The following is a 24151-nucleotide window of genomic DNA, read 5'->3' as shown; positions in this document are numbered from 1 at the left end:
CGGGCCGCGAGGAACACGGCCGGCTGCCGGAGGCCCCGGGCGCCGGGAGGTCCGTCAGGTCCAGCGGAGTCCGCCGCGCGGATCCTGGTCATCACCACCCCCGGTGCGATCCGGCTCGTCGAGAGCATCGACGAGGTGGCGAGCCGCGGCGGTCCGCCCGACCCCGCAGGGATGGCCGCGTCGTACGCCCGCTTCGCCAGCGAGGTGCTGGTGCCCGACGCGCAGGGCCGAGCGCCCCGGGGTGTGACCGCCCCCGCAGCCTGACCCGGCGCCCGGTGCGTTTGTGCCGCTGGTGCCCGACCCACCAGGCTGAGGGACACCTCGACCGCCCGGAGGCACCATGACCAGCACAGGCACCGACACGACGGTGGACATCACGGCGACGCCGGAGTGGGCGGCGCTGGCCGAGCACCACCGCACGCTCGCCGGCCGCTCCCTGCGCGAGCTGTTCGCCGAGGACCCCGACCGCGGACGGCGGCTGGCCGCGCGCGCCGGGGACCTCTACCTGGACTGGTCCAAGCACCGGGTCACCGACGAGACACTGCGGCTGCTGGTCGCGGTCGCCGAGCGGGCAGGGCTGCGGGAGCGGATCGACGCGATGTTCCGCGGTGCGCACGTCAACCCGACCGAGGACCGCGCCGTGCTGCACGTGGTGCTGCGCGCCCCGGCCGAGCGCGACCTCGTCGTCGACGGGCAGGACGTGACCCGGGACGTGCACGCGGTCCTGGCGAGGATGCGGTCCTTCGCCGAGCGGGTGCGGTCGGGGGAGTGGGTCGGGGCCACCGGACGGCGCATCCGGAACGTGGTCAACATCGGCATCGGCGGCTCCGACCTGGGCCCGGCGATGGCCTACACGGCGCTGCGGGCCTACAGCGACCGCGACCTGACCGCGCGGTTCGTCTCCAACGTCGACCCGACCGACTTCGCCGAGGCCAGCCGCGACCTCGACCCGGCCGAGACGCTGTTCGTCGTCTGCTCCAAGACGTTCACCACCCTGGAGACGCTGACCAACGCGAAGGTGGCCCGCGACTGGCTGCTGGCCGGCCTCGGCGGCGACGAGTCCGCCGTCGCCCAGCACTTCGTCGCGGTCTCGACCAACACCGAGGCGGTGCGGGAGTTCGGCATCGACCCGGAGAACATGTTCGAGTTCTGGGACTGGGTGGGCGGCCGGTACTCCTACACGTCGGCGATCGGCCTCTCCCTCATGGTGGCGATCGGGCCGGAGGCCTACGACGAGATGCTCGCCGGCTTCGCCACCATCGACGAGCACTTCCGGACGGCGCCGTTCGAGCAGAACCTGCCGGTGCTCCAGGGGCTGCTGGGCGTCTGGTACACGGACTTCTTCGGCTCCCAGACCCACGCCGTCCTGCCCTACAGCCAGTACCTGTCGCGCTTCCCGGCCTACCTCCAGCAGCTGACCATGGAGAGCAACGGCAAGTCGGTGCGCTGGGACGGGCAGCCGGTGACGACGTCGACCGGCGAGGTCTACTGGGGCGAGCCTGGCACCAACGGCCAGCACGCCTTCCACCAACTGCTGCACCAGGGGACGGTGCTCGTGCCGGCCGACTTCATCGGCTTCGGCGAGCCCAACCACGACATCGGCGACATGCACGACCTGCTGATGGCGAACATGTTCGCCCAGTCGGCGGTGCTGGCGTTCGGGAAGACCGCCGAGGAGGTGGCCGCCGACGGGACGCCGCAGGAGCTGGTGCCGCACAAGGTCATGCCCGGCAACCGGCCGTCGACGACGATCCTCGCCCCGGAGCTGACGCCGTCCACCCTCGGGCAGCTGGTCGCCCTCTACGAGCACACCGTCATGACCCAGGGCGTCGTCTGGCAGATCGACTCGTTCGACCAGTGGGGGGTGGAGCTGGGCAAGGTCATGGCCCGCCAGCTCGAGCCCGCGCTGACCTCGGCCGAGGCGCCGCAGGTGGACCAGGACGCGTCGACCACCGCCCTGGTGGAGCAGTACCGCCGGCTCCGCGGCCGCCCCGTCTGAGCCCCGCGGGCCGAAGTGGCCACAAAGGCCCGCCCAAGGGCGGCCTTTGTGGCCACTTCGGCCGGATCGCTCAGGAGCTCTGCAGCTCGGCGAAGGTGTCGGCCACCCAGTCGGCGACGAAGGTGCTCACGTACGGCAGGTGGTCGAGACCGATGTGCTCGGTCGCGCCCTCCTCCGGGGTGAACACCCGCAGCTCCCGCTTGGGGGAGCTGACCGCCTGGTCGTACGAGCGGTGCGCGTACTCCAGCGGGATCTGCCGGTCGTTGGCGCCGTGGGCGACGAGGAACGGCACGGTGATGTTCTCCACCACGCCGTCGAGGTGGACGTCGTCGGCGAACTCGATGAACTGCTGCAGGTCGGTGTGGCCCCACACCCACAGCACGTGCTCCCAGTAGTGCGGCACCGGCCGCTCGCCCTCGCGCTCCAGCCGCCGCCGCTGGACGGCGCCCCAGTTGTGGTTGGCGCCCCAGGCCACGCAGAGGGCGAACCGCTTCTCGAACGCGGCGGCGCGCGGCGCGTAGTACCCGCCGAGCGACCAACCGACGATGCCGATGCGGGCGGCGTCGACGTCGTCGCGGGTCTCGAGCCAGTCGACGGCCGCGCCGGCCCACGCCTCGGTGTCGACGCGGGCGGTCAGCCCCTGCAGGCGCAGCGCCTCGCCGGTGCCGGGCTGGTCGAGCATCAGGCAGGAGATGCCGCGGGCGGCCAGCTCCTCCCAGTGGTTGGAGGAGTACATGTGCTCCTTGGTGGAGTCCAGGCCGTTGACCAGCACCACCACCGGCGCCGGACCGTCCTCGGTGGCCGGCGCGGCGCTGAAGTAGGCCGGCAGCGTCGTCCCCTCGTAGGGGATGTCGACGCGGGAGACGCGAGGGCTGTGCAGCTCGAACGCCTTCTGCGCCAGCTCCAGCAGCCGCCGGTAGGTCGGGATCCGGTTCGGGTCGGAGTGCGCCAGCATCCGCTCGGCCTGGGCCAGGTAGTTGCTCGCGCGGGAGTAGAGCTGCCCGGCGGTGCGGGTGTGCCCGGCCTTCTCGGCGTCCTCGGCCTGGCCGACGAGCTGGTCGGTCAGGGCCGTCCAGGCGCGGAGGAAGTCCGGGGTGCCGGCGTCCTCCCCGGCGTTGGCGGCGTCCTTGATCGGCCGGCAGGCGCGGTCGACCTCGTCGATCAGCCCGCCGGAGTTCAGCGTCGCGACGACGCTGAGGTTCCAGGTGTAGGGACCGGTGGGGAAGTACTCGAACACGAAGGAGTTCCTCTCGGGTGGTTCAGGAGGCGGCGCGGACGGCGTCGCTGATGCTCTTCACCCCGCCGTGGGCGGTCATCCCGCCGTCCACGGGGATCTCGGCGCCGGTGATGAAGGAGGCCTCGTCGCTGAGGAGGAAGGCCACCAGCGGGGCGACCTCGTCGACGGTGCCGGTGCGGCCGAGCGGGGTCTCGGCGACGTTGGCGGCGCGGAACGCGGGGGCCGCCGAGGCGGTCATCGGCGTCTCGATGTAGCCGGGGTGCACGGTGTTGACCCGGATGCCGCGCGGGCCCAGCTCCAGGCACGCGGCCTTCGCCAGCCCGCGCAGCGCCCACTTCGACGCGGTGTAGGCGACGGGGAAGTGGCCGGTCAGCGCGGCGACCGAGCCGACGACGACCACCGACCCGCCGTCGGTCATGAGGGGGGTGAGCGCCTGGACGCCCAGCAGCGTGCCCTTGACGTTGACGTCGGCGACCCGTGTGAGGTCGGCCGGGTCGAGGTCGGCCAGCCGCGCCCGCCAGGTGACCCCGGCGTTGGCGACCAGCCCGTGGGCGACGCCGTGGGCGCGGCGCAGGTCGTCGGCGAGCGCCGCCCAGCCGTCGGCGTCGGTGACGTCGAGCTGCCGGTACGCCGCGCCGCCGAGGTCCTCGGCCGGCTCGGGCGCGACGTCGCAGCCGACCACGGTGGCGCCCGCGGCGGCGAGCAGCCGCGCCTCGGCCGCGCCCTGCCCCTGGCCGGCCCCGGTGACGACGACGACCTTCCCGGCGACGCTCACGACGCCCGCTTGCGGGTCCGCGGCCGGGACCGGGCCGGGCGCACCGGCGGGAGCTCGGCCCCCTCGACGACGCGGTTGCGGATGGTGCCGATGCCCTCGACGGTCATCTCGACGACGTCGCCGGGGCGCAGCGGGGGCGGGGCCTGCTCGCCGCGGCGGCCCCACAGCTCGGCCAGGCAGCCGCCGTTGCCGCAGGTGCCCGAGCCGAGCACGTCGCCGGCGCGGACCTCGGTGCCACGGGAGGCGTAGGAGACCAGCTCCTCGAACGGCCAGCCCATGTTGGACAGCAGGTCCTGGCCGACCTCCTCGTCGTTGACCGACACCCGCAGGTCCAGCGCGAGGAAGCCTTCGTCGTCCCGGTACGGCTCGAGCTCGTCGGCGGTGACCAGCCACGGGCCGAGGGTGGTGGCGGAGTCCTTGCCCTTGGCCGGGCCGAGGTTGACCCGCATCTCCCGGGCCTGCAGGTCGCGGGCCGACCAGTCGTTGAGCACCGTGTACCCGAAGACGTGCTCGCGGGCCTGCTCCGGGGTGAGCGAGGCGCCGTCCTTCCCGACGACGACCGCCACTTCGAGCTCGAAGTCGAACCGCGACGAGCCCGGCGGCACGGGCACGTCGTCGTGCGCACCGACGAGCGCGTAGGGGTTGGTGAAGTAGAACGTCGGCGCCTGGTACCACTCGGCGACCACGCCGGCCTGCCCGTCGATCGCCTTGCGCACGCCCTCGACGTGCTCCTCGAACGCGACGAAGTCGCGCACCGTGGGCGCCTCCAGCGGCGGCAGCAGCCGGACCGACCCCACCGGCACGGCCGGTCCGGCCAGCGCCGCCGTCCCGACCTCCAGCGCGGTGGGGAGCCCCGCGCGGACGAGGTCGAGCACCGTCGTCCGCGCGGGGAGCTCGTGCAGGCCGGCTGTGCCGTCGGGGAGGGTGCCCACGACGCCGGCCCGGACCCGCCCGTCCGCCTCCCAGGTGGCGAACCGCATCAGACCGGCGGGGCCACGAACAGGCCCTTGTCCGGGTCGTTGAACGACTTCGCGGCGACGAACTCGTTCATCGCGTTGGCCGTGCCCCACTGGTCGGAGACCTCGGGCTGGGTGAAGTCGTAGACGTGCGGGTGCCAGGTGTCCTCGTCGAGGACCTCCAGCTCCGTCGTGTACTCGACGGTGTTGCCGTGCGGGTCGAGGAAGTAGCTGAAGGTGTTGTTGCCGGCCATGTGCCGGCCGGGGCCCCAGATCTTCTCGACGCCCGCGCGCAGCAGCCGGCCGGTGCCGCGCATGTACTCGTCGATGCCGCGCAGCTCGAAGCTCGCGTGGTGCAGCGAGGGGTGTGGGCCGCGGGCGATCGCCATCGAGTGGTGCCAGGCGTTGGTGCGCAGGAACCACATCATGGTGCCCATGCGGGGGTGCATGAGCGTGTCCGACAGCGAGAAGCCCAGGTGCTTGTCGTAGAAGGCGACGGTGGCCTCCGGGTCGGCCGAGTTGATCACCACGTGCGACAGCCGCACCGGGATCGACTCGCCCTCCTCGATCGGGCGGTGCTGCCGCACGGCGACGTCCGAGCTGATCTCGATCGTCCGGCCCTCGTTGTCGAAGAACCGGAACCCGTAGCCGCCGCCGGGGGTCTGCAGGCTGCCCGGCTCGGTGACCAGCCGCACGCCGTCGGCGGCCAGCCGGCCGGCGAGGGCGTCGACGTCGGCGGCGTCCTTCGCGCCGAAGGAGATCAGGTCGATCCGCTTGTCGGCGGACTCCCGCAGCCGGACGACGTACTGCTCGGGGCTGCCCTCGGCGGCGAGGAAGGTGAGCCCGGAGTCGGTGTGCTCCTCCGTCAGGCCCCAGGTGTCGGTGAAGAACTCGCGCTGGACGGCGAGGTCGGGCACGGCCAGGTCGACGTGCCGCAGGTGGGTGATCAGACGCTGGGTCATGGTCTTCCTCGGGTTCAGGCGGGCTGGCTGGTCAGCTGGGCGATGCGGCGCATCACCGCGGGGACGTCGCCCTGGACGTGGTCGAGCTGCCACTGGGCGACCTGGTTGGAGGCCTCGACGACGGTCGTCGCGCGCTCGAACCGGCGGGCGGTGAAGGCGTCCCACAGGTCGTCGTCGACCGCGTCGCGGGTGAGCAGGAGGTCGGTGAGCGCGTAGGCGTCCTCGAGCGCCTGCGCGCCGCCCTGCGCGATGGTGGGCGGGCAGGTGTGCGCCGCGTCGCCGATGAGCACGACCCGGCCGCGGTTCCACGGTGCCGGGACCACGTGCGTCTCGAACCAGGTGTAGTTCACGCGACTCGCGTCGGTCAGCGTCTCGCGGATCTCGTCCCACGGGCCGTGGTAGGCCTGTGCCAGCTCCCTCATCGTGGCCAGCTGCTGCTCCGGGGTGAGGGTGGAACGGTCCTGGGCGGGCTCGACGATGTAGGCGTAGAGGCTGTCCTCGCCGGTGGGGCAGTAGCCGGCGATGAACGAGGGGCCGCCGTAGAAGAGGTCGGTGCGCGTGACGCTCGCCGGCCGGGGGCCGAAGACCCGCCAGATGCCCATGCCGACCGACCTGGTCTCCAGGTCGATGCCCAGCGCCCGGCGGGTCCAGGAGCGGACGCCGTCGGCACCGACGACGAGGTCGTAGCGCGCCGTCGAGCCGTCGGCGAAGGCGACGTCGACGCCGTCGGCGTCCTGGCGCAGCTCGGTGTGCGTCGTCCCGAAGCGGACCTTGACGCCCACCTCGACCGCGCGGTCGACGATGATCCGGGCGAGCTCCGGGCGGGACATGCCCATGGCGGCGGGCAGGTCCGGGCCGCCGGTCCTGGCGTCGGGGATCTCGGCCACCACCGTGCCGGCGGGGTCGGGGGCGCGGATGCCGGTGACGTCGAAGGCGTAGCCGCTGGCCCGCACCTGCTCCCAGACGCCGAGGGTGCGCAGCTCGCGCAGCGCGTTGCCCTGCAGCGTGATGCCGGAGCCGAGCACGGTGGTCTCGGGCTTGATCTCGACGAGATCGACGGCGACGCCGGCCTCGGCGAGGCGGATGGCGGTGGCGGTACCGGCCAGGCCGGCGCCGACCACGAGGACCGAGTTCACGGCGGGCACGGTCGACTCCTTCACTTGACGGCGATCGGGTTGACCGGGGCGCCGACGGCACCGGTCACGGGCAGGGGGGCGGCGGTGAGGAAGCAGTCCCACCGGCCGTCGGCGGCGCAGTCGGCCGCGAGCGCGTCGAGGTCCCACATCTCGCCGATGAACAGGCCCATGTTCGGGATGGCGACCTGGTGCAGCGGCTGGAAGGCGACGTCGAACTCGTTGGGGCGGACCTCGAAGCCCCACGTGTCGGTGGCGACGCCGGCGACCTCGGTGCCGTGCAGCCAGTCCGCGGTGGTGAACGACAGGCCCGGCGAGGCGCCGCCGGCGTAGTCGCCCCACCCCTCGCGGCGGGCGCGGGCGAGCCGGCCGGTGCGCACGAGCAGCAGGTCGCCGCGGCCGACCCGGGCCGACTCGCCCTGGGCGGCGATCGTGGCCTCGAGGTGCTCCGGGGTGATGGCGAACCCGTCGGGCAGCTCGCCGCCGGTGCCGATCGCGCGGCCGACGTCGAGCAGGACGCCGCGGCCGGCGATGAGGGCGGCGGCGGTCTCGATGCCGGTGACCTGGTCGCCCTCGCTGGTGACGACATCGCCTGCGCGGCGGCCGTTCCAGGCGTTGCCGTGGTCGAAGATGTGGCCGAGGCCGTCCCACTGGGTGGAGGCCTGCAGCGGCATGAAGACGACGTCGTCGGCGCCGCCGATGCCGTGCGGGAAGCCCTGGGTGCCGCGCTCGGCGTCCACGCCGGTGTCGAGCATGGTGTGCACCGGGTTGGTGCGCCGGCGCCAGCCCTTCTGCGGGCCGTTCATGTCGAAGGACTGGGCGAGCGAGAAGCTCACCCCCCGCCGGACCAGCCGGGCGCCTTCGACGCGCTTGGCCTCGTCGAGGAAGTTCAGCGTGCCGAGGACGTCGTCGGCGCCCCAGCGTCCCCAGTTGGAGCAGCGCTTGGCGGCGGCGGCGATGGCGCCCTCGGGGTCGGCGGGGTCCAGCGGCGGGACGTCGGTGGTGGTGCGCGTCACGTCGTCCACGGTCGGGTGGAACGGGGTATCAGGGAAGACCGAAAGGGTGATGCCGGGCATCAATGGCGTCTATAGGATGCGCTGCCGTGAACCTGGCCAACCTCGACCTCAACCTGCTGGTGTCGCTGGACGCCCTGCTCGACCAGCGCAGCGTCACCCGGGCGGCCCAGCAGCTGGGGCTCAGCCAGCCCGCCCTGTCGGCGTCCCTGGCGCGGTTGCGCCGGCACTTCGGCGACGAGTTGCTCGCCCGGGTCGGCAACACCTACCGGCTCTCGCCGCTGGCCGCGCAGCTCAAGCCGCGGGTGCGGCTGGCGCTCGACGGGGTGGAGCGGGTGTTCACCGCGCAGCCCGACTTCGACCCGGCCGAGTCGACCCGCGAGTTCTCCGTCCTGGTCAGCGACTACGGGTGCGCCGTCCTGGGGGACGCGCTGGCCCGGCTGATGGCCGAGGAGGCGCCCGGTGCCCGGCTCCGGCTGGCGCACAACACCCCGGACGCGGTCGACCAGGCGCAGCAGACCCTGCTCAACACCGACCTGATGGTGCTGCCGCACGGGTTCGTGACCGACCTGCCGCACGCCGACCTGCACCGTGACCGGTGGGTCCTGGTCGTCTCGGCCGGCAACGCCGACGTGGGGGAGGAGGTGACCGTCGAGCAGCTGGAGACCATGCCGTGGGTCGCGACGTACCACGGCCCGACGGCGTCCACCCCGGCCGCGCGGCAGATGCGGATGCTGGGCATCGAGCCGCGTGTCCAGGTGGTGACCGAGAGCTTCCTGACCGTCCCCGGCCTGGTGGCCGGCAGTGACCGGATCGCACTGCTGCAGGAGCGGCTGGTCGGGCTGCTGCCCCTGGACGTCGGGATCCGCGCCCTGCCGCTGCCGTTCGACGCCGGGCCGCTGGTGGAGGCCATGTGGTGGCACCCGGTGTACGACCGCGACCCGGAGCACGCGTTCTTCCGCGGCCTGGTGCTGCGGGCGGCGCAGCGGGCGACCGACCCGACCGGATGAGTCATCAGCCGCGCTGATACGGCACATCAGGGATCTGCCGTTCCCTGATGCGGCCTCTCCTCCGCACACTGCTCCGCCAGTGACGCCGGTCACCGGACCGGCGCCCCGCCTCCGGAGGAGACCCGTGTCGGAACGTGTCCTCAACTCGCCCGCGCCCGGCGCGGAGCCGCTCGCCGGCGAGGTCGCCGTCGACCCCGCCACGGGGCGCCCGGCCGGCCTGCCGCAGGCGCTGGTCCTGCTGCTGTCCAGCTGCCTCGGGGTGCTCGGATCGGTCCTGCTGGCCCCCGTGCTGCCGCGCATCCAGGACGCCTTCGCCGGCACGCCGGGCGTGGAGGCGCTGACGCCGGTCGTGCTCACCGCGCCCGCGCTGGTCATCGGCCTGACCGCGATGGTCGCCGGGCGGATCGTCGACCGGGTGGGCCGCAAGCGGCTGCTCGTCGGGGCCCTGGTCGTCTACGCGGTCGCCGGCACCGCGCCGCTGTGGCTGGACTCGCTGCAGCTGATCGTGGCCAGCCGCGTGCTCGTCGGGCTGACCGAGGCGGCGATCATGACGTGCTGCACCACGCTGCTCGCGGACTACTTCCACGGCGCGCAGCGGGAGCGCTACTTCGGCCTGCAGGTCGTGTTCACCACCGTCGCGGCCACCGTCTTCTTCGGCCTCGGCGGGGCGCTGGGCGCCCAGGACTGGCGGACGCCGTTCTGGCTCTACGCGGTCAGCCTGCCGCTGGCGGTGCTCGCCGCCCGGTACGTGTGGCAGCCGACGCCCGTCGCCCGCACCGAGAAGCTGCCGCCGATGCCATGGCGGCAGCTGGCGGCGCCGGTCGGCATCACGCTCTTCGGCGGCCTGGTCTTCTACGTGCTGATCGTCGAGCTGTCGTTCGTGCTCGACGGCCTCGGGGTCGAGTCGACCGGGACCATCGGCGCGGTGAGCGCCATCGGCTCGCTGGGCACGGCGGTCGGCGCGTTCCTGTTCGGGCGGGTGGCCCGCCTCGGCCCCGCGGTCACCGTGCCGGTCGCCTTCGCCTTCTCCGGGGTCGGCCTGGTCGGGCTCGGCCTCGCCGGCTCGGTGCCCGTGGTGGTGGTGTTCGCCGTGGTCACCGGGTTCGGCAACGGGCTGCTGCTGCCCTCGATGCTCAGCTGGGCGCTGGGGTCGCTGGGCTTCGAGCAGCGCGGCCGCGGCACCGGCGTCTGGACGTCGGCGCTGTTCATCGGTCAGTTCGTCTGCCCGCTGGTCGTGCTCGGGCTCAGCGGCACGATCGACGGGCTGGGATCGGCGCTCATGGTCATCGGCACCCTGGCCGTGGTCGCGGCGGTCGGTGTGCGGCTGGCCCGGCCGTCCGCGGCGGCGGATCCCGCCCTCGCCCACTGACCGGTTCTGCGATTGGCCCCACCCGGCCGGCTGCACCCCTCGTGGAGGGGTGCAGCCGGCCGGTTCGCGTCTGCGGGCTCAGGTGGCGAGCGGGTCGGGTGGGTGGGTCAGCCCGGGGCCGTCGGGTCGGCTCGTCGCCGTGTCGCTTCGGGAACTCGTCGCCGAGTCGCCGAGTCGGCGAGTCGCCGTGTCGAGTTGTCGACGTCTCGACCCCGGGGCCGGCGGCGGGTGGCGCCGGCGGCGCGGGCCGGCTGCGAGCGGGTGGCGACGCCGAAGAGGGTGCCCCTCGTCCTGACGGGCTCGGCACCACGCTCAGCGCGGCAGGACCGGTCGTCTTCGTGTGGATCACAGGCGCGGCCGGTGAGGGCGGCGACCCCGAACAGCGGAGAGCCCGTCCGGACGTCGTCCGGACGGGCTCTCCGCGTCGTGCGCGTCAGGCGGCGCGCTGCACCGGCTGTCCGGCGGGCAGCGGCGGGGCCCAGCGCATCTCCAGGTGCCGTCGGCCGGAGCCGTCCACCACGAAGACCCAACGACACTGCGGGCAGTCAGTACGCACGTCAGCCACCTCTCGTTCACCTGTTGTTCACCTTCTCCCTGAAACGGCACGGACGAGTCCCCGATCACCCAACCGTTACCGACCCGTTATGAAGGGTGGGTGGCGTACGCGGCGGGGATGCGGGTGGTCGAGGTCCGGGACGAGCGGACGGGGGAGACCTTCCCGACCTGGCTGCTGCACCCGACGGACGGCGAGGAGCGCGAGGTCCTCCTCGGCGGCCGCTACCCCGTGAGCGCGGTCCTCGAGGCGCCGGTCCGCCCCGGGCCCGCTCCGCTGGTCGTCGTCTCGCACGGCACCGGCTCCAGCCCGTTCCTGCACCGCGAACTCGCCGCGCACCTCGCCCGCACCGGCTTCGTCGTCGCCGCGCCCGAGCACCCGCGCAACAACCGGAACGGCAACGACCTCGCCGGCACCGCGGCGATCCTGCGCAACCGGCCGAGCCACGTCCGCGCGGTCGTCGACGAGGTCGCCCGGCTCCACCCGCTGACCGGTGCCGTCGGCGTCGTCGGCCACTCACTCGGCGGGTACACCGCGCTCGCCGTGGCGGGCGGGCGGCCGGCGGCGTTCCCGCACGAGACCCCCGACCGGCGGCCGGCCCCCGTCCCGGTCGAGCCCGACGACCGGGTGCGCGCCCTCGTCCTGCTCAACCCGGCCACGCCCTGGTTCGGCACGCCCGGCGCGCTCGCCGGCGTCCGGGTGCCGATCCGCCTGCTCACCGGTACCGCCGACCCCCACACGCCGGCCTGGCAGGCGCAGGTGCTCCTCGAGGGCGTCCCCTACCGCGCGGCCGTGGAGCACACCGCCGTCCCGGGCGCCGGGCACTTCTCCTTCCTCAGCCCGTTCCCGCCGCACCTCGTCAGCCCGTCGCTGCCGCCGTCGGTGGACCCACCGGGCTTCGACCGCGCCGCCCACCACCCGCGGCTGCTCGCCGACGTGCACGCGTTCCTCGCCCGCCACCTGACCTGAGCAAGCGACTACAGCCAGCCGAGCACCGAGGCGCCGATGCCGACCTGCAGCACCGCTCCGGGCACCACCCCGACCGCCGTGCCCAGCGCGTGCGGCCACCACCGCACGCTGGACAGCCCGGCCGCGTAGCTGACCACCCAGAACGGCACCGGGCTCACCCGCGCGGCGAGCACGGCGAGGAAGCCGCGGTCGCGGAACAGCCGGTCGGCGCGCGCCAGCCGCCGCCCGGTGAACCGGGCGACGGCGTCCCGGCCCAGGTGCCGGGCCACGGTGAACCCGCCCAGGCCGCCGAGCCACCCGGCGGCCACCGCCACCGCCAGCCCCGCCGGGAAGCCGGCCGCGGCGCCGAGCAGCACCGACAGCGCCGTTCGCGGGACGGGGGTCATCAGCGCGCCGGCGCAGCCCAGGACGACGGCCGCCCAGCCCGCCGGCCCCGCGTGGTGCAGCCAGCCGCGCAGCGCCGGGACCCCGGGCCGTTCCACGGTCAGCGCCAGGACGACGGCCCCGGCCAGCACCAGCCCCAGGACGGCGAGCCGCCGCCACCCGCTGGCAGGCTCGCCGCCGTGCGCATCGAGCCGGTCGACCCCGCCGCCGACGAGGTCCTCGCCCGCGAGCTGCTCGCCGTCCAGGCCGCCGCCTACGCGGTCGAGGCCGCGCTCCTCGGCGACGACCGGATCCCGCCGCTGCGCGAGGACCTCGCCGGCCTGCGCGGCGCCGGCCTGTCCTGGCTGGGTGCGCTCGACGCCGACGGGCGGCTGGCCGGCGCCCTCGCCTGGTCGGAGGACGGGGACCTCGTCGACGTCGAGCGGCTGGTGGTCAGCCCCGCCGTCCACCGTCAGGGCGTCGGGACGGCGCTGGTGCGGGCGGTCCTCGAGCGGGCCGGCGGGCGCCCGGCCGTCGTCGCCACCGGCCGGGCCAACGTCCCCGCCCGCGCGCTCTACGAGCGGCTCGGCTTCGTCCCGACCGGGGAGAGGGAGGTGGCCCCCGGGCTGTGGGTCACGACCTACCGCCATGCCGGCGAGCAGGTCAGGCGTCGACGACGATCGGGATGATCATCGGCCGGCGCCGGTAGGTCTTGTCCGCCCAGCTGCCGACCGCGCGGGCGATCAGCTGCTCCAACTGGAGGGAGCCGCCGATGCCCTCCTCGGCCGCCTTGGCCAGCGCCTTCTCGATCACGGGCACCGCCGTCTCGAAGGTCGCCTCGTCGTGCACGAACCCGCGGGCGAGGAAGTCCGGCTCCTCGGCCAGCTGCCCGGTGTCGGCGTCCACGATGGCCACCACGGTGATGACGCCCTCCTGGGCGAGCGTGCGCCGGTCGCGCAGGTGCGCCTCGGTGGCGCCGCCGACGGTGGTGCCGTCGACGTAGACGTTGCCCGCGGGGACCTTGCCGGTGATCCGCACCTTGTCGTCGACCAGGTCCACGACCACGCCGTCCTCGGCGAGGACGACGCCGCGCGGGTGGACGCCGGTCTTCACGGCGATGTCGCCGTTGGCCCGCAGGTGCCGCCACTCGCCGTGCACCGGCATGACGTTGCGCGGCCGGACGACGTTGTAGCAGTAGGCCAGCTCGCCGGCGCTGGCGTGGCCGGAGACGTGCACCTTGGCGTTGCCCTTGTGGACGACGTTCGCGCCCCACCGGGTGAGCTCGTTGATCACGCGGTAGACGGCGTTCTCGTTGCCCGGGATCAGCGAGCTGGCCAGCAGCACGGTGTCGCCCTCGGTGATGCGGATGACGTGGTCGCGGTTGGCCATCCGCGACAGCGCCGCCATCGGCTCGCCCTGCGACCCGGTGCAGATCAGGCACACCCGGTCGGCGGGCAGCTTCTCCAGCTCCTTCATGTCCACGAGCAGCCCAGGCGGCACCGAGAGGTAGCCCAGGTCGCGGGCGATGCCCATGTTGCGGACCATCGAGCGCCCCACGAACGCCACCTTGCGGCCGTGCGCGTCTGCGACGTCGAGGATCTGCTGGATGCGGTGCACGTGGCTGGCGAAGCTGGACACGATGACGCGCCTGGGCGCGGTCCGGAACACCGTCTCGATCGCCGGCACCAGCTCGCCCTCGGACATCGTGAACCCGGGGACCTCGGCGTTGGTCGAGTCGGTGAGGAACAGCGACACGCCCTCCTCGCCGAGCCGGGCGAAGGCGCGCAGGTCGGTGATCCGCCGGTCGAGGGGGAACTGGTCCATCTTGAAGTCGCCGGTGTGCAGCACCAGCCCGGCGGCGGTGCGGAGAGCGACGGCGAGGCTGTCGGGGATCGAGTGGTTCACCGCGACGAACTCGCAGTCGAACGGGCCGAACGTCAGCCGGTCGCCCTCGCGGACCTCGCGCGTGACCGGCCGGATCCGGTGCTCCTTGAGCTTGGCGTCGACGAAGGCCAGCGTCAGCTTCGAGCCGACCAGCGGGATGTCGCGCCGCTCGCGCAGCAGGTAGGGCACCCCGCCGATGTGGTCCTCGTGCCCGTGGGTGAGCACGATCGCCTCGACGTCGTCCATGCGGTCCCGGATCGAGGTGAAGTCCGGGAGGATCACGTCCACCCCGGGCTGGTGCTCCTCGGGGAACAGCACGCCGCAGTCGACGATCAGCAGCCGGCCCGCGTGCTCGAAGACGGTCATGTTGCGGCCGATCTCCCCCAGGCCGCCGAGGGCCACCACGCGCAGGCCGCCGTCCGGCAGCGGCGGGGGAGTGCGGAGGTCCGGGTGCACGTGGCTCATGCCCTCAACGCTACGGCGGCGCCCCGGCCGACGAGACCGGCGTCGGCCTGCACCGGGCGCTGGGCTTCGAGCCGGTCGGCACGTACCGCCGGGTCCGCTGGAAGCTGGGCCGCTGGCACGACGTCGTCGGACGACAGCCCGGGGAGCATCCCAGCGAGGAACGCGCGAGGAGCGGACCCGGACGCGGGGTCGGACCGATGGGCGGAGCCTGGTGCCAGCGACCCCTCGGGAACGCGGCCGACGACGACGGCGCGCCGGAACCGCCGCGCTGAGGCAGCCTCGGGGCATGCCGACGCTGACCGACGATGACCAGCAGATGGTCGCGCTCACCGCGCGGTTCGTCGACGAGCGGGTGCGCCCGCGGGTCGCCGAGTTCGAGGCCGAGGACCGCTATCCCGAGGAGTTCATCGAGGAGATGAAGGCGCTGGGCTGCTTCGGGCTGCTGGTGCCCGAGGAGCACGGCGGCCTCGACGTGAGCACCGCCTGCTTCGCGCGGGTCACCGAGGAGCTGGCGCGCGGCTGGATGAGCCTGGCCGGCGCGATCGGCGGGCACTCGGTGATCGCCTACCTGCTGCGCACGTTCGGCACCGACGAGCAGCGCGCGGCGTACCTGCCCCGCATGGCCGACGGCTCGGTGCGGGCGACGATGGCGCTCACCGAGCCCGGCGGCGGCAGCGACCTGCAGGCGATGCGCACCACCGCCGTCCGGAACGGCGAGGACTGGGTGGTCACCGGCAGCAAGACGTGGATCTCCAACGCCCAGCACGCCGGGCTCATCGGGCTGCTGTGCCGCACCGACCCCGGCGCCGACCCGCCGCACACCGGCATGGCCGTGCTGCTGGTCGAGCCCGGCGACGGGCTGACGGTCGGCCCGAAGATCCCCAAGCTCGGCTACCGCGGGGTCGAGGCCTGCGAGCTGGTCTTCGACGGCATGCGGGTGCCCGCGGGCGCCGCCCTGGGCGGGGACCCGTCCGCGGGCTGGGCGCAGATGATGCGCGGCCTGGAGGTCGGCCGGGTCCAGGTCGCCGCCCGCGCGGTCGGCGTCGCCCAGGCCGCGCTGGCGTCGGCGACCCGGTACGCGCAGGAGCGGGAGTCCTTCGGCCGGCCGATCTGGCGGCACCAGTCGGTCGGCAACCTGATCGCCGACATGGCCACCAAGGTGGCCGCCGCCCGGCTGCTCACCGCCGACGCCGCGGAGAAGCTCGACGGCGGCGAGCGCGCGGACATGGAGGCCGGCATGGCCAAGCTGTTCGCCTCCGAGGCGGCGATGCAGGTCGCCCTGGACGCCATGCGGGTGCACGGCGGCTACGGCTTCTCGAAGGAGTTCGACGTCGAGCGCTACTTCCGCGACGCCCCGCTGATGATCCTGGGCGAGGGCACCAACGAGATCCAGCGCAACGTCATCGCCGCGCAGTGGATCGCCCGGCACCGGATCTGAGCGCCCGGTCGGCGGCGGCCGCGAGCTCCGCGACCACCTCGCCGGCCGGTCGGACGGCGGTCACCTCGTCCACGCCCTCGCCCGCGTACAGCGCCATCGCCGGGACCGTGCCGGAGACCGCGGTGACCGGCGGCAGTCCCGCTCCGCGGGGGAGGGACACCTCCTCGCCGTTCCGGCGCAGCGTCCCCACGACGTCCCCGGCGACGAGGCGGAGCCGGTCCACGGCGGTGCGCAGCACCCGGGCGCGCGGGCTGGTCGCACAGAGCGGGCACTCGGTGGCGAACGCGCCGGTGATCACGGTGGACTCGGGGCCGGCCGCGAGCACCGCCCGCTTGTACTCCCGGTGGGCGCCGGACTCCTCGGTGGCGATGAACATCGTGCCGATCCGGGCGCCGTCGGCCCCCGCGGCCAGCACCACGGCGAGCGCCCGGCCCGACGCGATGCCGCCCGCGGCCAGCACCGGGACCGACACGGCACCGAGCACGTCGTCGAGCAGGACGCACAGCGGCTGCGTGCCGCGGATGTGCCCACCGGCCTCGATGCCCTGCACGGTGACCGAGTCGCAGCCGGCGTCCTCCGCGGCGCGCGCCTCCTCCAGCGAGCCGACCTGCCAGCCGACCAGCGCCCCGGCGGAGTGCACCAGGTCCACCAGCCGCGGGCGCGGGCGGAGCCAGAAGAAGTCCACCAGCCGGACCCGCTCCGCGGCGGCGACGACGACGTCCTCCTCGACGCCCTCGGTCGGGAGGTTCACGGAGAGGACGCCGGAGGTCCGCGCCCGCACCGCCTCGACGGCGTGCACCACCTGGTCGGCCGTCATGCCCAGGGCGCTCAGTGTGCCCACGGCGCCGGCCTCGGCCACCGCCGCGACCAGGGCGGGCGAGGACACCGCCCCCATGGGCGCCTGCTGCACCGGCACGGAGCAGCCGGTCAGCTCGGTGAACCGCGTCGCGACCATGGCGCCTCCTCGCGCTGCGCCGGGATCTGACCGTCCCCCCGCCCCGGCGCGCCGTCCAGGGTCCTTCGTCGCGGGTGGACACGGGCTCGCCGGGCGCGAGATACTAGGACGTCCAACTAATTCGGTGCGGCGACGTCGCCGGCCGGAGACCAGGGAGTGGCATGCCCGGCTCGCCGTCCGACCTGCACGTCCCCGTCCACCCGGTCCGGTTCGTGACCGCGGCCAGCCTGTTCGACGGGCACGACGCGGCGATCAACGTGATGCGCCGGCTGCTGCAGAGCCAGGGTGCGGAGGTCGTCCACCTCGGCCACGACCGCAGCGTCGACAGCGTCGTCCGGGCGGCGCTGGAGGAGGACGTGCAGGGAGTGGCCATCTCCTCCTACCAGGGTGGCCACGTCGAGTACTTCACGTACCTGCGGGAGCGGCTGGCCGAGTCCGGGGCCGGGCACGTCCAGGTGTTCGGCGGGGGCGGCGGCGTGATCGTCTCCGAGGAGATCGCGTTGCTCGCCGAGCAGGACGTGCGCATCTTCAGCCCCGACGACGGCCAACGCCTCGGCCTGCCCGGCATGGTCAACGAGCTCGTCCGCGCCTGCGACGTCGACCTCGCCGCCGAGGGCCCCGACGTCGACGCGCTGCTCACCGGCGAGCCGGCGGCCCTCGCCCGGGCGATCACCGTGCTCGAGACCGGGCGCGACCCGGAGCTCGCCGCGAGGGTGCGGGAGGCGGCGGCCGGGCGGACGGTGCCGGTGCTGGGCATCACCGGCACCGGCGGCTCGGGGAAGTCCTCGCTCACCGACGAGCTGCTGCGCCGGCTGCGGCTGGACCAGGAGGACAAGCTGCGGGTCGCCGTCCTGGCGATCGACCCCACCCGGCGCCGCGGCGGCGGGGCGCTGCTCGGCGACCGGATCCGGATGAACGCGCTCGAGACCGGCGAGGGCGCGCACACCTTCTTCCGCTCGCTGGCCACCCGGTCCGCCGGCGCCGAGACGCCCGAGCACCTCGACGACGTGCTGTGCGCGGTGAAGACGGCCGGCTTCGACCTCGTCGTCGTGGAGACGCCGGGCATCGGTCAGGGCGACGCCGGGATCGTGCCGTTCTCCGACGTGACGCTGTACGTGATGACGCCGGAGTTCGGCGCCGCCTCGCAGCTGGAGAAGATCGACATGCTCGACTTCGCCGACGCGGTGGCGATCAACAAGTTCGAGCGGCGCGGAGCCGAGGACGCCCGCCGCGACGTCGCCCGGCAGATGGTGCGCAACCGCGAGGCCTTCGGGCAGCCGTGGGAGGAGATGCCGGTCTTCGGCACCAGCGCGGCCCGGTTCAACGACGACGGCGTCTCCGCGCTCTACCAGCACCTGCTCGCGCTGCTGGCGGAGAAGGGGCTGCCGGTCGGGTCGGGTGTGCTGCCGCGGGTCGAGGTCAGGGCGTCGTCCGGGCTGAGCTCGGTGGTGCCCGCGCAGCGGTCGCGGTACCTGGCCGAGATCGCCGAGGCGGTGCGCGGCCACCACGCGACGACCGAGGAGCAGGCCGCCGTCGTCCGCCGCCGGCAGGCGCTGCGCACGACCGCCGAGCTGCTGGGTGAGGACCCGGCCACCGGCCGGGTGCGGGAGCTGCTGGAAGCCGCGGACGCCGAGCTGCTCCCCGAGGTGCGCGCGCTGCTCGACGAGTGGCCGGCCCGGGTGGAGGACTACTCCGGCGACGAGTACGTCTACTCCGTGCGCGGCCGGGAGATCCGCACGCCGCTCACCCGCGAGACGCTGTCGGGTAACCCGGTGCGCCGGGTCGCGCTGCCCAGGACGACCGACGAGGCCGACCTGCTGCGCTTCCTGCGGCGGGAGAACCTGCCCGGCTTCTACCCGTTCACCGCCGGCGTCTTCCCGTTCAAGCGGGCCGGCGAGGCGCCGGCGCGGATGTTCGCCGGCGAGGGTGACGCCTTCCGGACCAACCGCCGCTTCAAGCTGCTCTCCACCGGCAACGAGGCCACCCGGCTGTCGACGGCGTTCGACTCGGTGACCCTCTACGGCCGCGACCCCGACCCGCGGCCGGACGTCTACGGCAAGGTCGGCACCTCCGGGGTCTCCATCGCCACCCTGGACGACATGGAGGTCCTCTACTCCGGCTTCGACCTCTGCGCGCCGACGACGTCGGTGTCGATGACGATCAACGGTCCGGCGCCGACCATCCTCGCGATGTTCCTCGACACCGCGATCGACCAGCGGCTGGACGCGTTCCGCGAGGAGGAGGGCCGCGAGCCCGACGCGGCCGAGGCCGAGGAGATCCGCGCCTGGGTGCTGGCCAACGTCCGCGGCACGGTGCAGGCCGACATCCTCAAGGAGGACCAGGGGCAGAACACCTGCATCTTCTCCACCGAGTTCTCCCTGCGCTGCATGGCCGACATCCAGCAGTGGTTCATCGAGCACGGGGTGCGCAACTTCTACTCGGTGTCGATCTCCGGCTACCACATCGCCGAGGCCGGGGCGAACCCGATCAGCCAGCTGGCCTTCACCCTCGCCAACGGCTTCACCTACGTGGAGTCCTACCTGGCCCGCGGGATGGCCATCGACGACTTCGCGCCGAACCTGTCGTTCTTCTTCTCCAACGGCATGGACGCCGAGTACTCGGTGATCGGCCGGGTCGCCCGCCGCATCTGGGCGGTCGCGATGAAGGAGCGCTACGGCGCCGGAGAGCGGTCGCAGAAGCTCAAGTACCACGTGCAGACCTCGGGCCGGTCGCTGCACGCCCAGGAGATGGACTTCAACGACATCCGGACGACGCTGCAGGCCCTCTGCGCCATCTACGACAACGCCAACAGCCTGCACACCAACGCCTACGACGAGGCGGTGACCACGCCGTCGGAGCACTCCGTCCGCCGCGCCCTGGCCATCCAGATGATCATCGACCGCGAGTGGGGGCTGGCCGGCAACGAGAACCCGCTGCAGGGTTCGTTCGTCATCGACGAGCTCACCGACCTGGTCGAGGAGGCGGTGCTGGCCGAGTTCGACCGGATCGCCGAGCGCGGGGGAGTGCTGGGCGCCATGGAGACCGGCTACCAGCGCGGCAAGATCCAGGACGAGTCGATGCTCTACGAGCACCGCAAGCACGACGGCAGCCTGCCGATCGTCGGGGTCAACACCTTCCTCGACCCGCACCGCGACGAGACCCCGCCCAAGCCCCTGGAGCTGGCCCGCGCCACCGAGGCGGAGAAGCAGTCGCAGCTGCAGCGACTGGCGGACTTCCACACCCGGCACGCCGCCGAGGCGCCGGCCGCGCTGGCGCGGCTGCAGCAGGTGGCGATGGAGGGCGGGAACGTCTTCGCCGAGCTGATGGACGCCGTCCGGGTCTGCTCGCTCGGGCAGATCTCCCAGGCGTTCTTCGAGGTCGGCGGGCAGTACCGGCGCAACGTCTGAGCGTGGGCGCGCCTCCCCCGAGGGGCACAGATGGCCATCTCTGCCCCTCGGACGACCTGGGGACGCCGGTCGACCTGCCGCGGCCGCCGCGGCGGGTGGTCTCGCTGGTGCCCTCGCTGACCGAGGCGCTCGCGGTGAGCGTGCCCGACCGGCTGGTGGGCGCCACCGACTGGTGCACCCACCCGCCGGGCTTGGCCGTCGCGCGGGTGCGGGGCACCAAGAACCCCGACCGGGCCGCGATCGAGGCGCTGCGCCCCGATCTGGTCGTCGCCAACCGGGAGGAGAACCGGCGGCTGGACGTCGACCGGTTGCGCGCGGCCGGCATCCCGGTGTGGGTGACCGTCATCGAGTCGGTCGAGGAGGCGCTGGCCTCGCTGCGCCGGCTGTTCGGCGAGGTGCTCGACGTGGGGGAGCCGGGGTGGCTGGCTGCCGCCGCCGCGACGTGGGCGGAGCCCGCGCCGGCTGCCGGCCTGCGGGTCGCCGTCCCGGTGTGGCGCGACCCGTGGATGGTGGTGGGCCCGCGGACCTTCACCGGCGACGTCCTCGCCCGGCTGGGCCTGGTCAACGTCTTCGCCGACGCGGCCGACCGCTATCCGAAGGTGGCGGTCGAGGAGATCGCCGCGGCCCGGCCGGACGTCGTCGTCCTGCCCGACGAGCCCTACGTCTTCACGGCGGACGACGGCCCCGAGGCGTTCCCGGGCACCCGGTGTGCTCTCGTCTCCGGCCGCGATCTGACCTGGTACGGCCCGTCCCTCGGCCCGGCCCGCGCCCGGCTGCTGGAGGCGATCACCCCGAGCCGCGGCTGACCGGCTGCTCGTGCTCCACGGCGGGACCGGAGCCGCGGACCGGGCCCGTGCGAGCGTCCGACGGACCAGGGTGCCCGGCACCCACCTGCCCGAGCCACCCGTGGCCGGCCGTGGGCGGGGGACGTGCGTTGGGTAGTCGGCACGCACCTGCGCCGTCCGAGGACGCCGAGGTGGGCCGTTCGTTCCACCCGGTCGGCCGTACCGTCCCCTCGCCTGGACGGAAGCCGTCACCGGGGAGGTCCGGTATGAGCATCGTCGTGCACTTCGAGCCCGTCGGCCTGACGCGCCAGCAGTACGACGAGGTGATCCGCCGCATGGAGGAGGCCGGGGCATGGCCCCCGGACGGGATGCAGCTGCACGTCCTGTTCGGGACGGAGGGGAACCTGAGGGTCACCGAGATCTGGGAGTCCGCTGAGCAGCTCAGGTCCTTCGGCGAGCAGCACCTGCTCGCGGTGCTCGAGGAGGTCGGAGTCCAGACGACCGGCGAACCAGAGGTCTTCGAGGTCCACGAGTTGGAGCAGCCGCGGACGATGGCCTAGCGGACAGAGCGTCGGCGTCGCAGCCTCGACCAACTCAAGACGGCGAGCGCCGCACTCGCGACCCCGAGGGCCACCCATGCCCATCCCATGCCCGAGCTGCCGCGGCTGAACTGGACGACCGCGAGTCCTGTGCAGAGCGGCACGAAGAGCAGGTAGAAGACCAGCCGGCTGCGCCAGCGTCTGGCCGCCTTGGTCCGCTCCACTCCCTGACGGTAGCGGCGACCACCAGTGGCCGTCTCTCCGTGGACCGCCGCTGGGAGCCATTCGCGGTGGGCTGGGCGGTGGACTCGATGGCACCCGCCGCCGCCTGCCGGCTCTCGTGCCGGCGCAGCTCGGCGAGCACGTCGGCGGAGAGCAGCGGGACGTCGACGTCGGTGCAGACGCGCCGCGCGGCGGTGGCCTCGGTCAGGGCGACTGCCGAGCGGATCCGACTGATCGAGCACCAGCAGAGCGACCGTACCGGCGCAGCTGGACCCGGTCCCGTCCTGAGTACCGGAGCGCCCCGGGCAGGAGGTTCGACGTGTCGATGCTCGAGTTCGACGAGAACGCCGCTCGCCACTTCCAGCGCGTGTACTCCACGCCGGACGTCGTGCAGCAGCGCGCCGAGGTCCTCGCCCTCCTGGCCGCCCACCCCGGAGAGCGCGTACTCGACGTCGGTTCAGGACCCGGATTCCTCGTGGCGTCGTTGGCCGACGCTGTCGGGGCCGGCGGCGCCGTCCACGGACTCGATCCCAGCGCGCCGATGAACGCCGTCGCCCGCGACCTGGTCCGGACCCGGCCGTGGGCCAGCATCGACGACGGCGACGCCGTGGAGCTGCCGTATCCGGACGGTGCGTTCGACGCCGCGGTGTCCACCCAGGTCTACGAGTACGTCGCAGACATCCCGCGGGCCCTGGCGGAACTGCACCGCGTGCTACGGCCGGGTGGACGTGCTCTCGTCCTCGACACCGACTGGGACTCCGTGGTGTGGCACGCCGCCGACCGCGAACGGCATCGCCGGATCATGGCCGCCTGGGAGGAGCACCTGGTTCATCCGCATCTGCCCTGCACTCTGCCGGGGCATCTCCGGCGCGCCGGGTTCCGGGTGACCCGGCGGCACCTGATCCCGTTGTTCAACCCCCGTTACGAGGAGAACACCATCAGCGCGCTGAACATGGGGATGATCGCGCGTTTCGTCGTGGGCCGGCAGGGATTGACCGAAGAGGACGTCGAGGCCTGGATGGCGGACCTGCGGGAGCGCGGCGCAGAGGACGACTACCTGTACAGCGTGAACAGGTACTGCTTCCTCGCCGTTGCCGAGTAGCCACCGCGGCAACCGGGGGTCGTACGCGCGGCATGCTTGCGCGCTCGACGAGGACGTCGCCGCGTGCGGCGGTCAGGCGCCGGCCACGGCCGCGCGCAGGCTCGCCCGGAAGGCCTGGACTGCGGGATGCGCGGCGGCGCCGCGGCGGACCCCGGTGAACAGGCGCCGGGTGGGCCGGCCGGGTAGGGGGACCAGTTGGAGGTCGGCGTCGCGATCGGTCCAGAGCAGGTCCGGCAGCAGGGCGATGGCGTGACCGGTCTCGACGAGGTGGACGTGTAGCAGGTAGTCGGGGCTGTCGAACCGGACGTCGGGCTCGAAGCCGGCGCCACGGCACAGCGCGCGTGCCCACCGGCCCGGTGGGGAGTCGGCCGGGTCGAGGACCCAGGGCGCGCCGGCCAGGGCCTCCAGCGCGGTACCGGGGTCGCTCCACCTGCCGTGTCTGGGGAGAGCGAGTCGGATCTCGTCGTGCAGCAGGTCCTCCTCGTCCACCCCCGACACCGCTACGCCGGGTTCGCCCGCGTACTCCTCGCCGAGGACGACGTCGAAGTCGTGGGTCAGCAGCCCGGCGAAGGCCTGCTCGGGCTGTCGCTGGGTCATCTCGACCCGCAGGCGGGGATGCCGATCGGAGAGACGGGTGAGCGCGGTCGGGATGAGGGTGAGCAGCACGCTCTGGAAGGAGGCGACGCGCAGGGTGCCGCTGACCTCGGTGAGCGAAGCGGCCAGCTCCGCCTCGGCCAGCTCGAGACGCTCGAGGACGGCATCGGTGTGCCGGACGAGGATGCGCGCCTGCTCGGTCAGCCGGACGCCGCGTCCGACCCGCTCCAGTAGCTGCACCCCGGTCTCGGTCTCCAGCTGGGACAGCTGCTGGGAGATCGCCGAGGGGCTGTACGACAGCGCCCGGGCGACCTCGGCCAGCGTGCCGCGCCGCTGCAGTTCGCGGAGCAGGCGCAGCCGGTGGACGTCGAGCATCGCCACTCCGGTCCGGGGCACGCATCGGTCAGTACAGCTGATGAAT

Annotated in this window: 21 protein-coding genes; 10 read left to right on the top strand and 11 right to left on the bottom strand. The window is 73.6% G+C overall.

What is annotated here, in order from left to right; all coding sequences use genetic code 11:
- The first annotated feature begins 340 nt into the window (after positions 1–340).
- A complete protein-coding gene (gene pgi / locus ACI782_RS12380; RefSeq protein ID WP_456909536.1) occupies positions 341–1999 on the top strand; it encodes a glucose-6-phosphate isomerase in 1659 nt (552 codons plus the stop codon).
- Between the two features lie 70 nt (positions 2000–2069).
- Here pgi and ACI782_RS12375 read toward each other — a convergent pair whose 3' ends face one another.
- The 6 genes from ACI782_RS12375 to ACI782_RS12350 are packed head-to-tail and all read right to left on the bottom strand — an operon-like array spanning position 2070 to position 8078.
- Positions 2070–3236: an alpha/beta hydrolase family protein gene (locus ACI782_RS12375; RefSeq protein ID WP_456909534.1), complete on the bottom strand. Its 1167-nt coding sequence runs from the start codon at positions 3234–3236 to the stop codon at positions 2070–2072.
- A 22-nt stretch (positions 3237–3258) separates the two neighbouring features.
- Positions 3259–4011 carry an SDR family NAD(P)-dependent oxidoreductase gene (locus tag ACI782_RS12370; protein WP_456909532.1) on the bottom strand — a complete coding sequence of 251 codons (753 nt, stop codon included), beginning with the start codon at positions 4009–4011 and terminating at the stop codon, positions 3259–3261.
- Positions 4008–4991 carry a fumarylacetoacetate hydrolase family protein gene (locus ACI782_RS12365; RefSeq protein WP_456909530.1) on the bottom strand — a complete coding sequence of 328 codons (984 nt, stop codon included), beginning with the start codon at positions 4989–4991 and terminating at the stop codon, positions 4008–4010. The genes ACI782_RS12370 and ACI782_RS12365 overlap by 4 nt, the downstream gene beginning before the upstream one ends.
- Complete coding sequence (locus tag ACI782_RS12360) at positions 4991–5929, bottom strand: VOC family protein (RefSeq protein WP_456909528.1); 939 nt, start codon at positions 5927–5929, stop codon at positions 4991–4993. The genes ACI782_RS12365 and ACI782_RS12360 overlap by 1 nt, the downstream gene beginning before the upstream one ends.
- Before the next feature lie 14 nt (positions 5930–5943).
- Positions 5944–7074 carry an FAD-dependent oxidoreductase gene (locus ACI782_RS12355; RefSeq protein WP_456909526.1) on the bottom strand — a complete coding sequence of 377 codons (1131 nt, stop codon included), beginning with the start codon at positions 7072–7074 and terminating at the stop codon, positions 5944–5946.
- Between the two features lie 11 nt (positions 7075–7085).
- On the bottom strand, positions 7086–8078 hold the full coding sequence (locus tag ACI782_RS12350) for a cyclase family protein (RefSeq protein WP_456909524.1): 993 nt from the start codon (positions 8076–8078) through the stop codon (positions 7086–7088).
- Positions 8079–8164: 86 nt separating this feature from the next.
- Between ACI782_RS12350 and ACI782_RS12345 the strand changes: the two genes are divergently transcribed.
- Positions 8165–9085 carry a LysR family transcriptional regulator gene (locus ACI782_RS12345; RefSeq protein WP_456909522.1) on the top strand — a complete coding sequence of 307 codons (921 nt, stop codon included), beginning with the start codon at positions 8165–8167 and terminating at the stop codon, positions 9083–9085.
- A 124-nt stretch (positions 9086–9209) separates the two neighbouring features.
- Positions 9210–10454: an MFS transporter gene (locus ACI782_RS12340; RefSeq protein WP_456909520.1), complete on the top strand. Its 1245-nt coding sequence runs from the start codon at positions 9210–9212 to the stop codon at positions 10452–10454.
- 433 nt (positions 10455–10887) lie between these two features.
- On the opposite strand, the gene ACI782_RS12335 is transcribed toward ACI782_RS12340, so the two are convergent.
- Positions 10888–11010 (bottom strand): hypothetical protein, encoded by a 123-nt coding sequence (locus ACI782_RS12335; protein WP_456909518.1) that lies wholly within the window; start codon positions 11008–11010, stop codon positions 10888–10890.
- 99 nt (positions 11011–11109) lie between these two features.
- Here ACI782_RS12335 and ACI782_RS12330 point away from each other — a divergent pair, with 99 nt between their 5' ends.
- Positions 11110–11976: an alpha/beta hydrolase family protein gene (locus tag ACI782_RS12330; protein ID WP_456909516.1), complete on the top strand. Its 867-nt coding sequence runs from the start codon at positions 11110–11112 to the stop codon at positions 11974–11976.
- Positions 11977–11984: 8 nt separating this feature from the next.
- On the opposite strand, the gene ACI782_RS12325 is transcribed toward ACI782_RS12330, so the two are convergent.
- Positions 11985–12491, bottom strand: a complete 507-nt coding sequence (locus tag ACI782_RS12325) for a TVP38/TMEM64 family protein (protein ID WP_456909514.1) — start codon at positions 12489–12491, stop codon at positions 11985–11987.
- 48 nt (positions 12492–12539) lie between these two features.
- Here ACI782_RS12325 and ACI782_RS12320 point away from each other — a divergent pair, with 48 nt between their 5' ends.
- On the top strand, positions 12540–13028 hold the full coding sequence (locus tag ACI782_RS12320) for a GNAT family N-acetyltransferase (protein WP_456909512.1): 489 nt from the start codon (positions 12540–12542) through the stop codon (positions 13026–13028).
- Here ACI782_RS12320 and ACI782_RS12315 read toward each other — a convergent pair.
- On the bottom strand, positions 13003–14688 hold the full coding sequence (locus tag ACI782_RS12315) for a ribonuclease J (protein ID WP_456909510.1): 1686 nt from the start codon (positions 14686–14688) through the stop codon (positions 13003–13005). The two genes, ACI782_RS12320 and ACI782_RS12315, sit on opposite strands and share 26 nt — an antisense overlap.
- Before the next feature lie 286 nt (positions 14689–14974).
- Here ACI782_RS12315 and ACI782_RS12310 point away from each other — a divergent pair, with 286 nt between their 5' ends.
- The gene (locus ACI782_RS12310) at positions 14975–16126 is read left to right on the top strand and encodes an acyl-CoA dehydrogenase family protein (protein WP_456909508.1); all 1152 of its coding nucleotides are present in this window, start codon (positions 14975–14977) and stop codon (positions 16124–16126) included.
- Here the strand turns inward: ACI782_RS12310 and ACI782_RS12305 are convergent.
- Positions 16089–17081, bottom strand: coding sequence for an NAD(P)H-dependent flavin oxidoreductase (locus ACI782_RS12305; protein WP_456909506.1), 993 nt, complete (start codon positions 17079–17081; stop codon positions 16089–16091). The two genes, ACI782_RS12310 and ACI782_RS12305, sit on opposite strands and share 38 nt — an antisense overlap.
- Before the next feature lie 161 nt (positions 17082–17242).
- On the opposite strand from ACI782_RS12305, the gene icmF reads away from it, so the two are divergent.
- The 4 genes from icmF to ACI782_RS12285 all read left to right on the top strand — a co-directional run bounded on the left by icmF (position 17243) and on the right by ACI782_RS12285 (position 23136).
- A complete protein-coding gene (gene icmF / locus ACI782_RS12300) occupies positions 17243–20488 on the top strand; it encodes a fused isobutyryl-CoA mutase/GTPase IcmF (RefSeq protein ID WP_456909504.1) in 3246 nt (1081 codons plus the stop codon).
- A gap of 2 nt (positions 20489–20490) precedes the next feature.
- Positions 20491–21294, top strand: coding sequence for a helical backbone metal receptor (locus tag ACI782_RS12295; protein WP_456909502.1), 804 nt, complete (start codon positions 20491–20493; stop codon positions 21292–21294).
- Between the two features lie 245 nt (positions 21295–21539).
- Complete coding sequence (locus ACI782_RS12290) at positions 21540–21833, top strand: hypothetical protein (protein ID WP_456909500.1); 294 nt, start codon at positions 21540–21542, stop codon at positions 21831–21833.
- Positions 21834–22359: 526 nt separating this feature from the next.
- A complete protein-coding gene (locus ACI782_RS12285; protein ID WP_456909654.1) occupies positions 22360–23136 on the top strand; it encodes a methyltransferase domain-containing protein in 777 nt (258 codons plus the stop codon).
- Between the two features lie 72 nt (positions 23137–23208).
- On the opposite strand, the gene ACI782_RS12280 is transcribed toward ACI782_RS12285, so the two are convergent.
- On the bottom strand, positions 23209–24126 hold the full coding sequence (locus ACI782_RS12280) for a LysR family transcriptional regulator (protein WP_456909498.1): 918 nt from the start codon (positions 24124–24126) through the stop codon (positions 23209–23211).
- Between the last annotated feature and the right edge of the window lie 25 nt (positions 24127–24151).

Source organism: Geodermatophilus sp. SYSU D00703 (assembly GCF_054050155.1).
Note: the sequence above shows the minus strand (reverse complement) of the source record. Positions and strands in the feature narration are given on the sequence as shown.

What these genes read in the sequence shown, in the direction of transcription:
- icmF (WP_456909504.1), top strand. Translation starts at nt 17,243, where the DNA reads ATGCCCGGCTCGCCGTCCGACCTGCACGTCCCCGTCCACCCGGTCCGG.
- ACI782_RS12290 (WP_456909500.1), top strand. Translation starts at nt 21,540, where the DNA reads ATGAGCATCGTCGTGCACTTCGAGCCCGTCGGCCTGACGCGCCAGCAG.
- ACI782_RS12285 (WP_456909654.1), top strand. Translation starts at nt 22,360, where the DNA reads ATGCTCGAGTTCGACGAGAACGCCGCTCGCCACTTCCAGCGCGTGTAC.
- pgi (WP_456909536.1), top strand. Translation starts at nt 341, where the DNA reads ATGACCAGCACAGGCACCGACACGACGGTGGACATCACGGCGACGCCG.
- ACI782_RS12365 (WP_456909530.1), bottom strand. Translation starts at nt 4,991, where the DNA reads ATGCGGTTCGCCACCTGGGAGGCGGACGGGCGGGTCCGGGCCGGCGTC.
- ACI782_RS12305 (WP_456909506.1), bottom strand. Translation starts at nt 17,081, where the DNA reads ATGGTCGCGACGCGGTTCACCGAGCTGACCGGCTGCTCCGTGCCGGTG.
- ACI782_RS12310 (WP_456909508.1), top strand. Translation starts at nt 14,975, where the DNA reads ATGCCGACGCTGACCGACGATGACCAGCAGATGGTCGCGCTCACCGCG.
- ACI782_RS12360 (WP_456909528.1), bottom strand. Translation starts at nt 5,929, where the DNA reads ATGACCCAGCGTCTGATCACCCACCTGCGGCACGTCGACCTGGCCGTG.
- ACI782_RS12315 (WP_456909510.1), bottom strand. Translation starts at nt 14,688, where the DNA reads ATGAGCCACGTGCACCCGGACCTCCGCACTCCCCCGCCGCTGCCGGAC.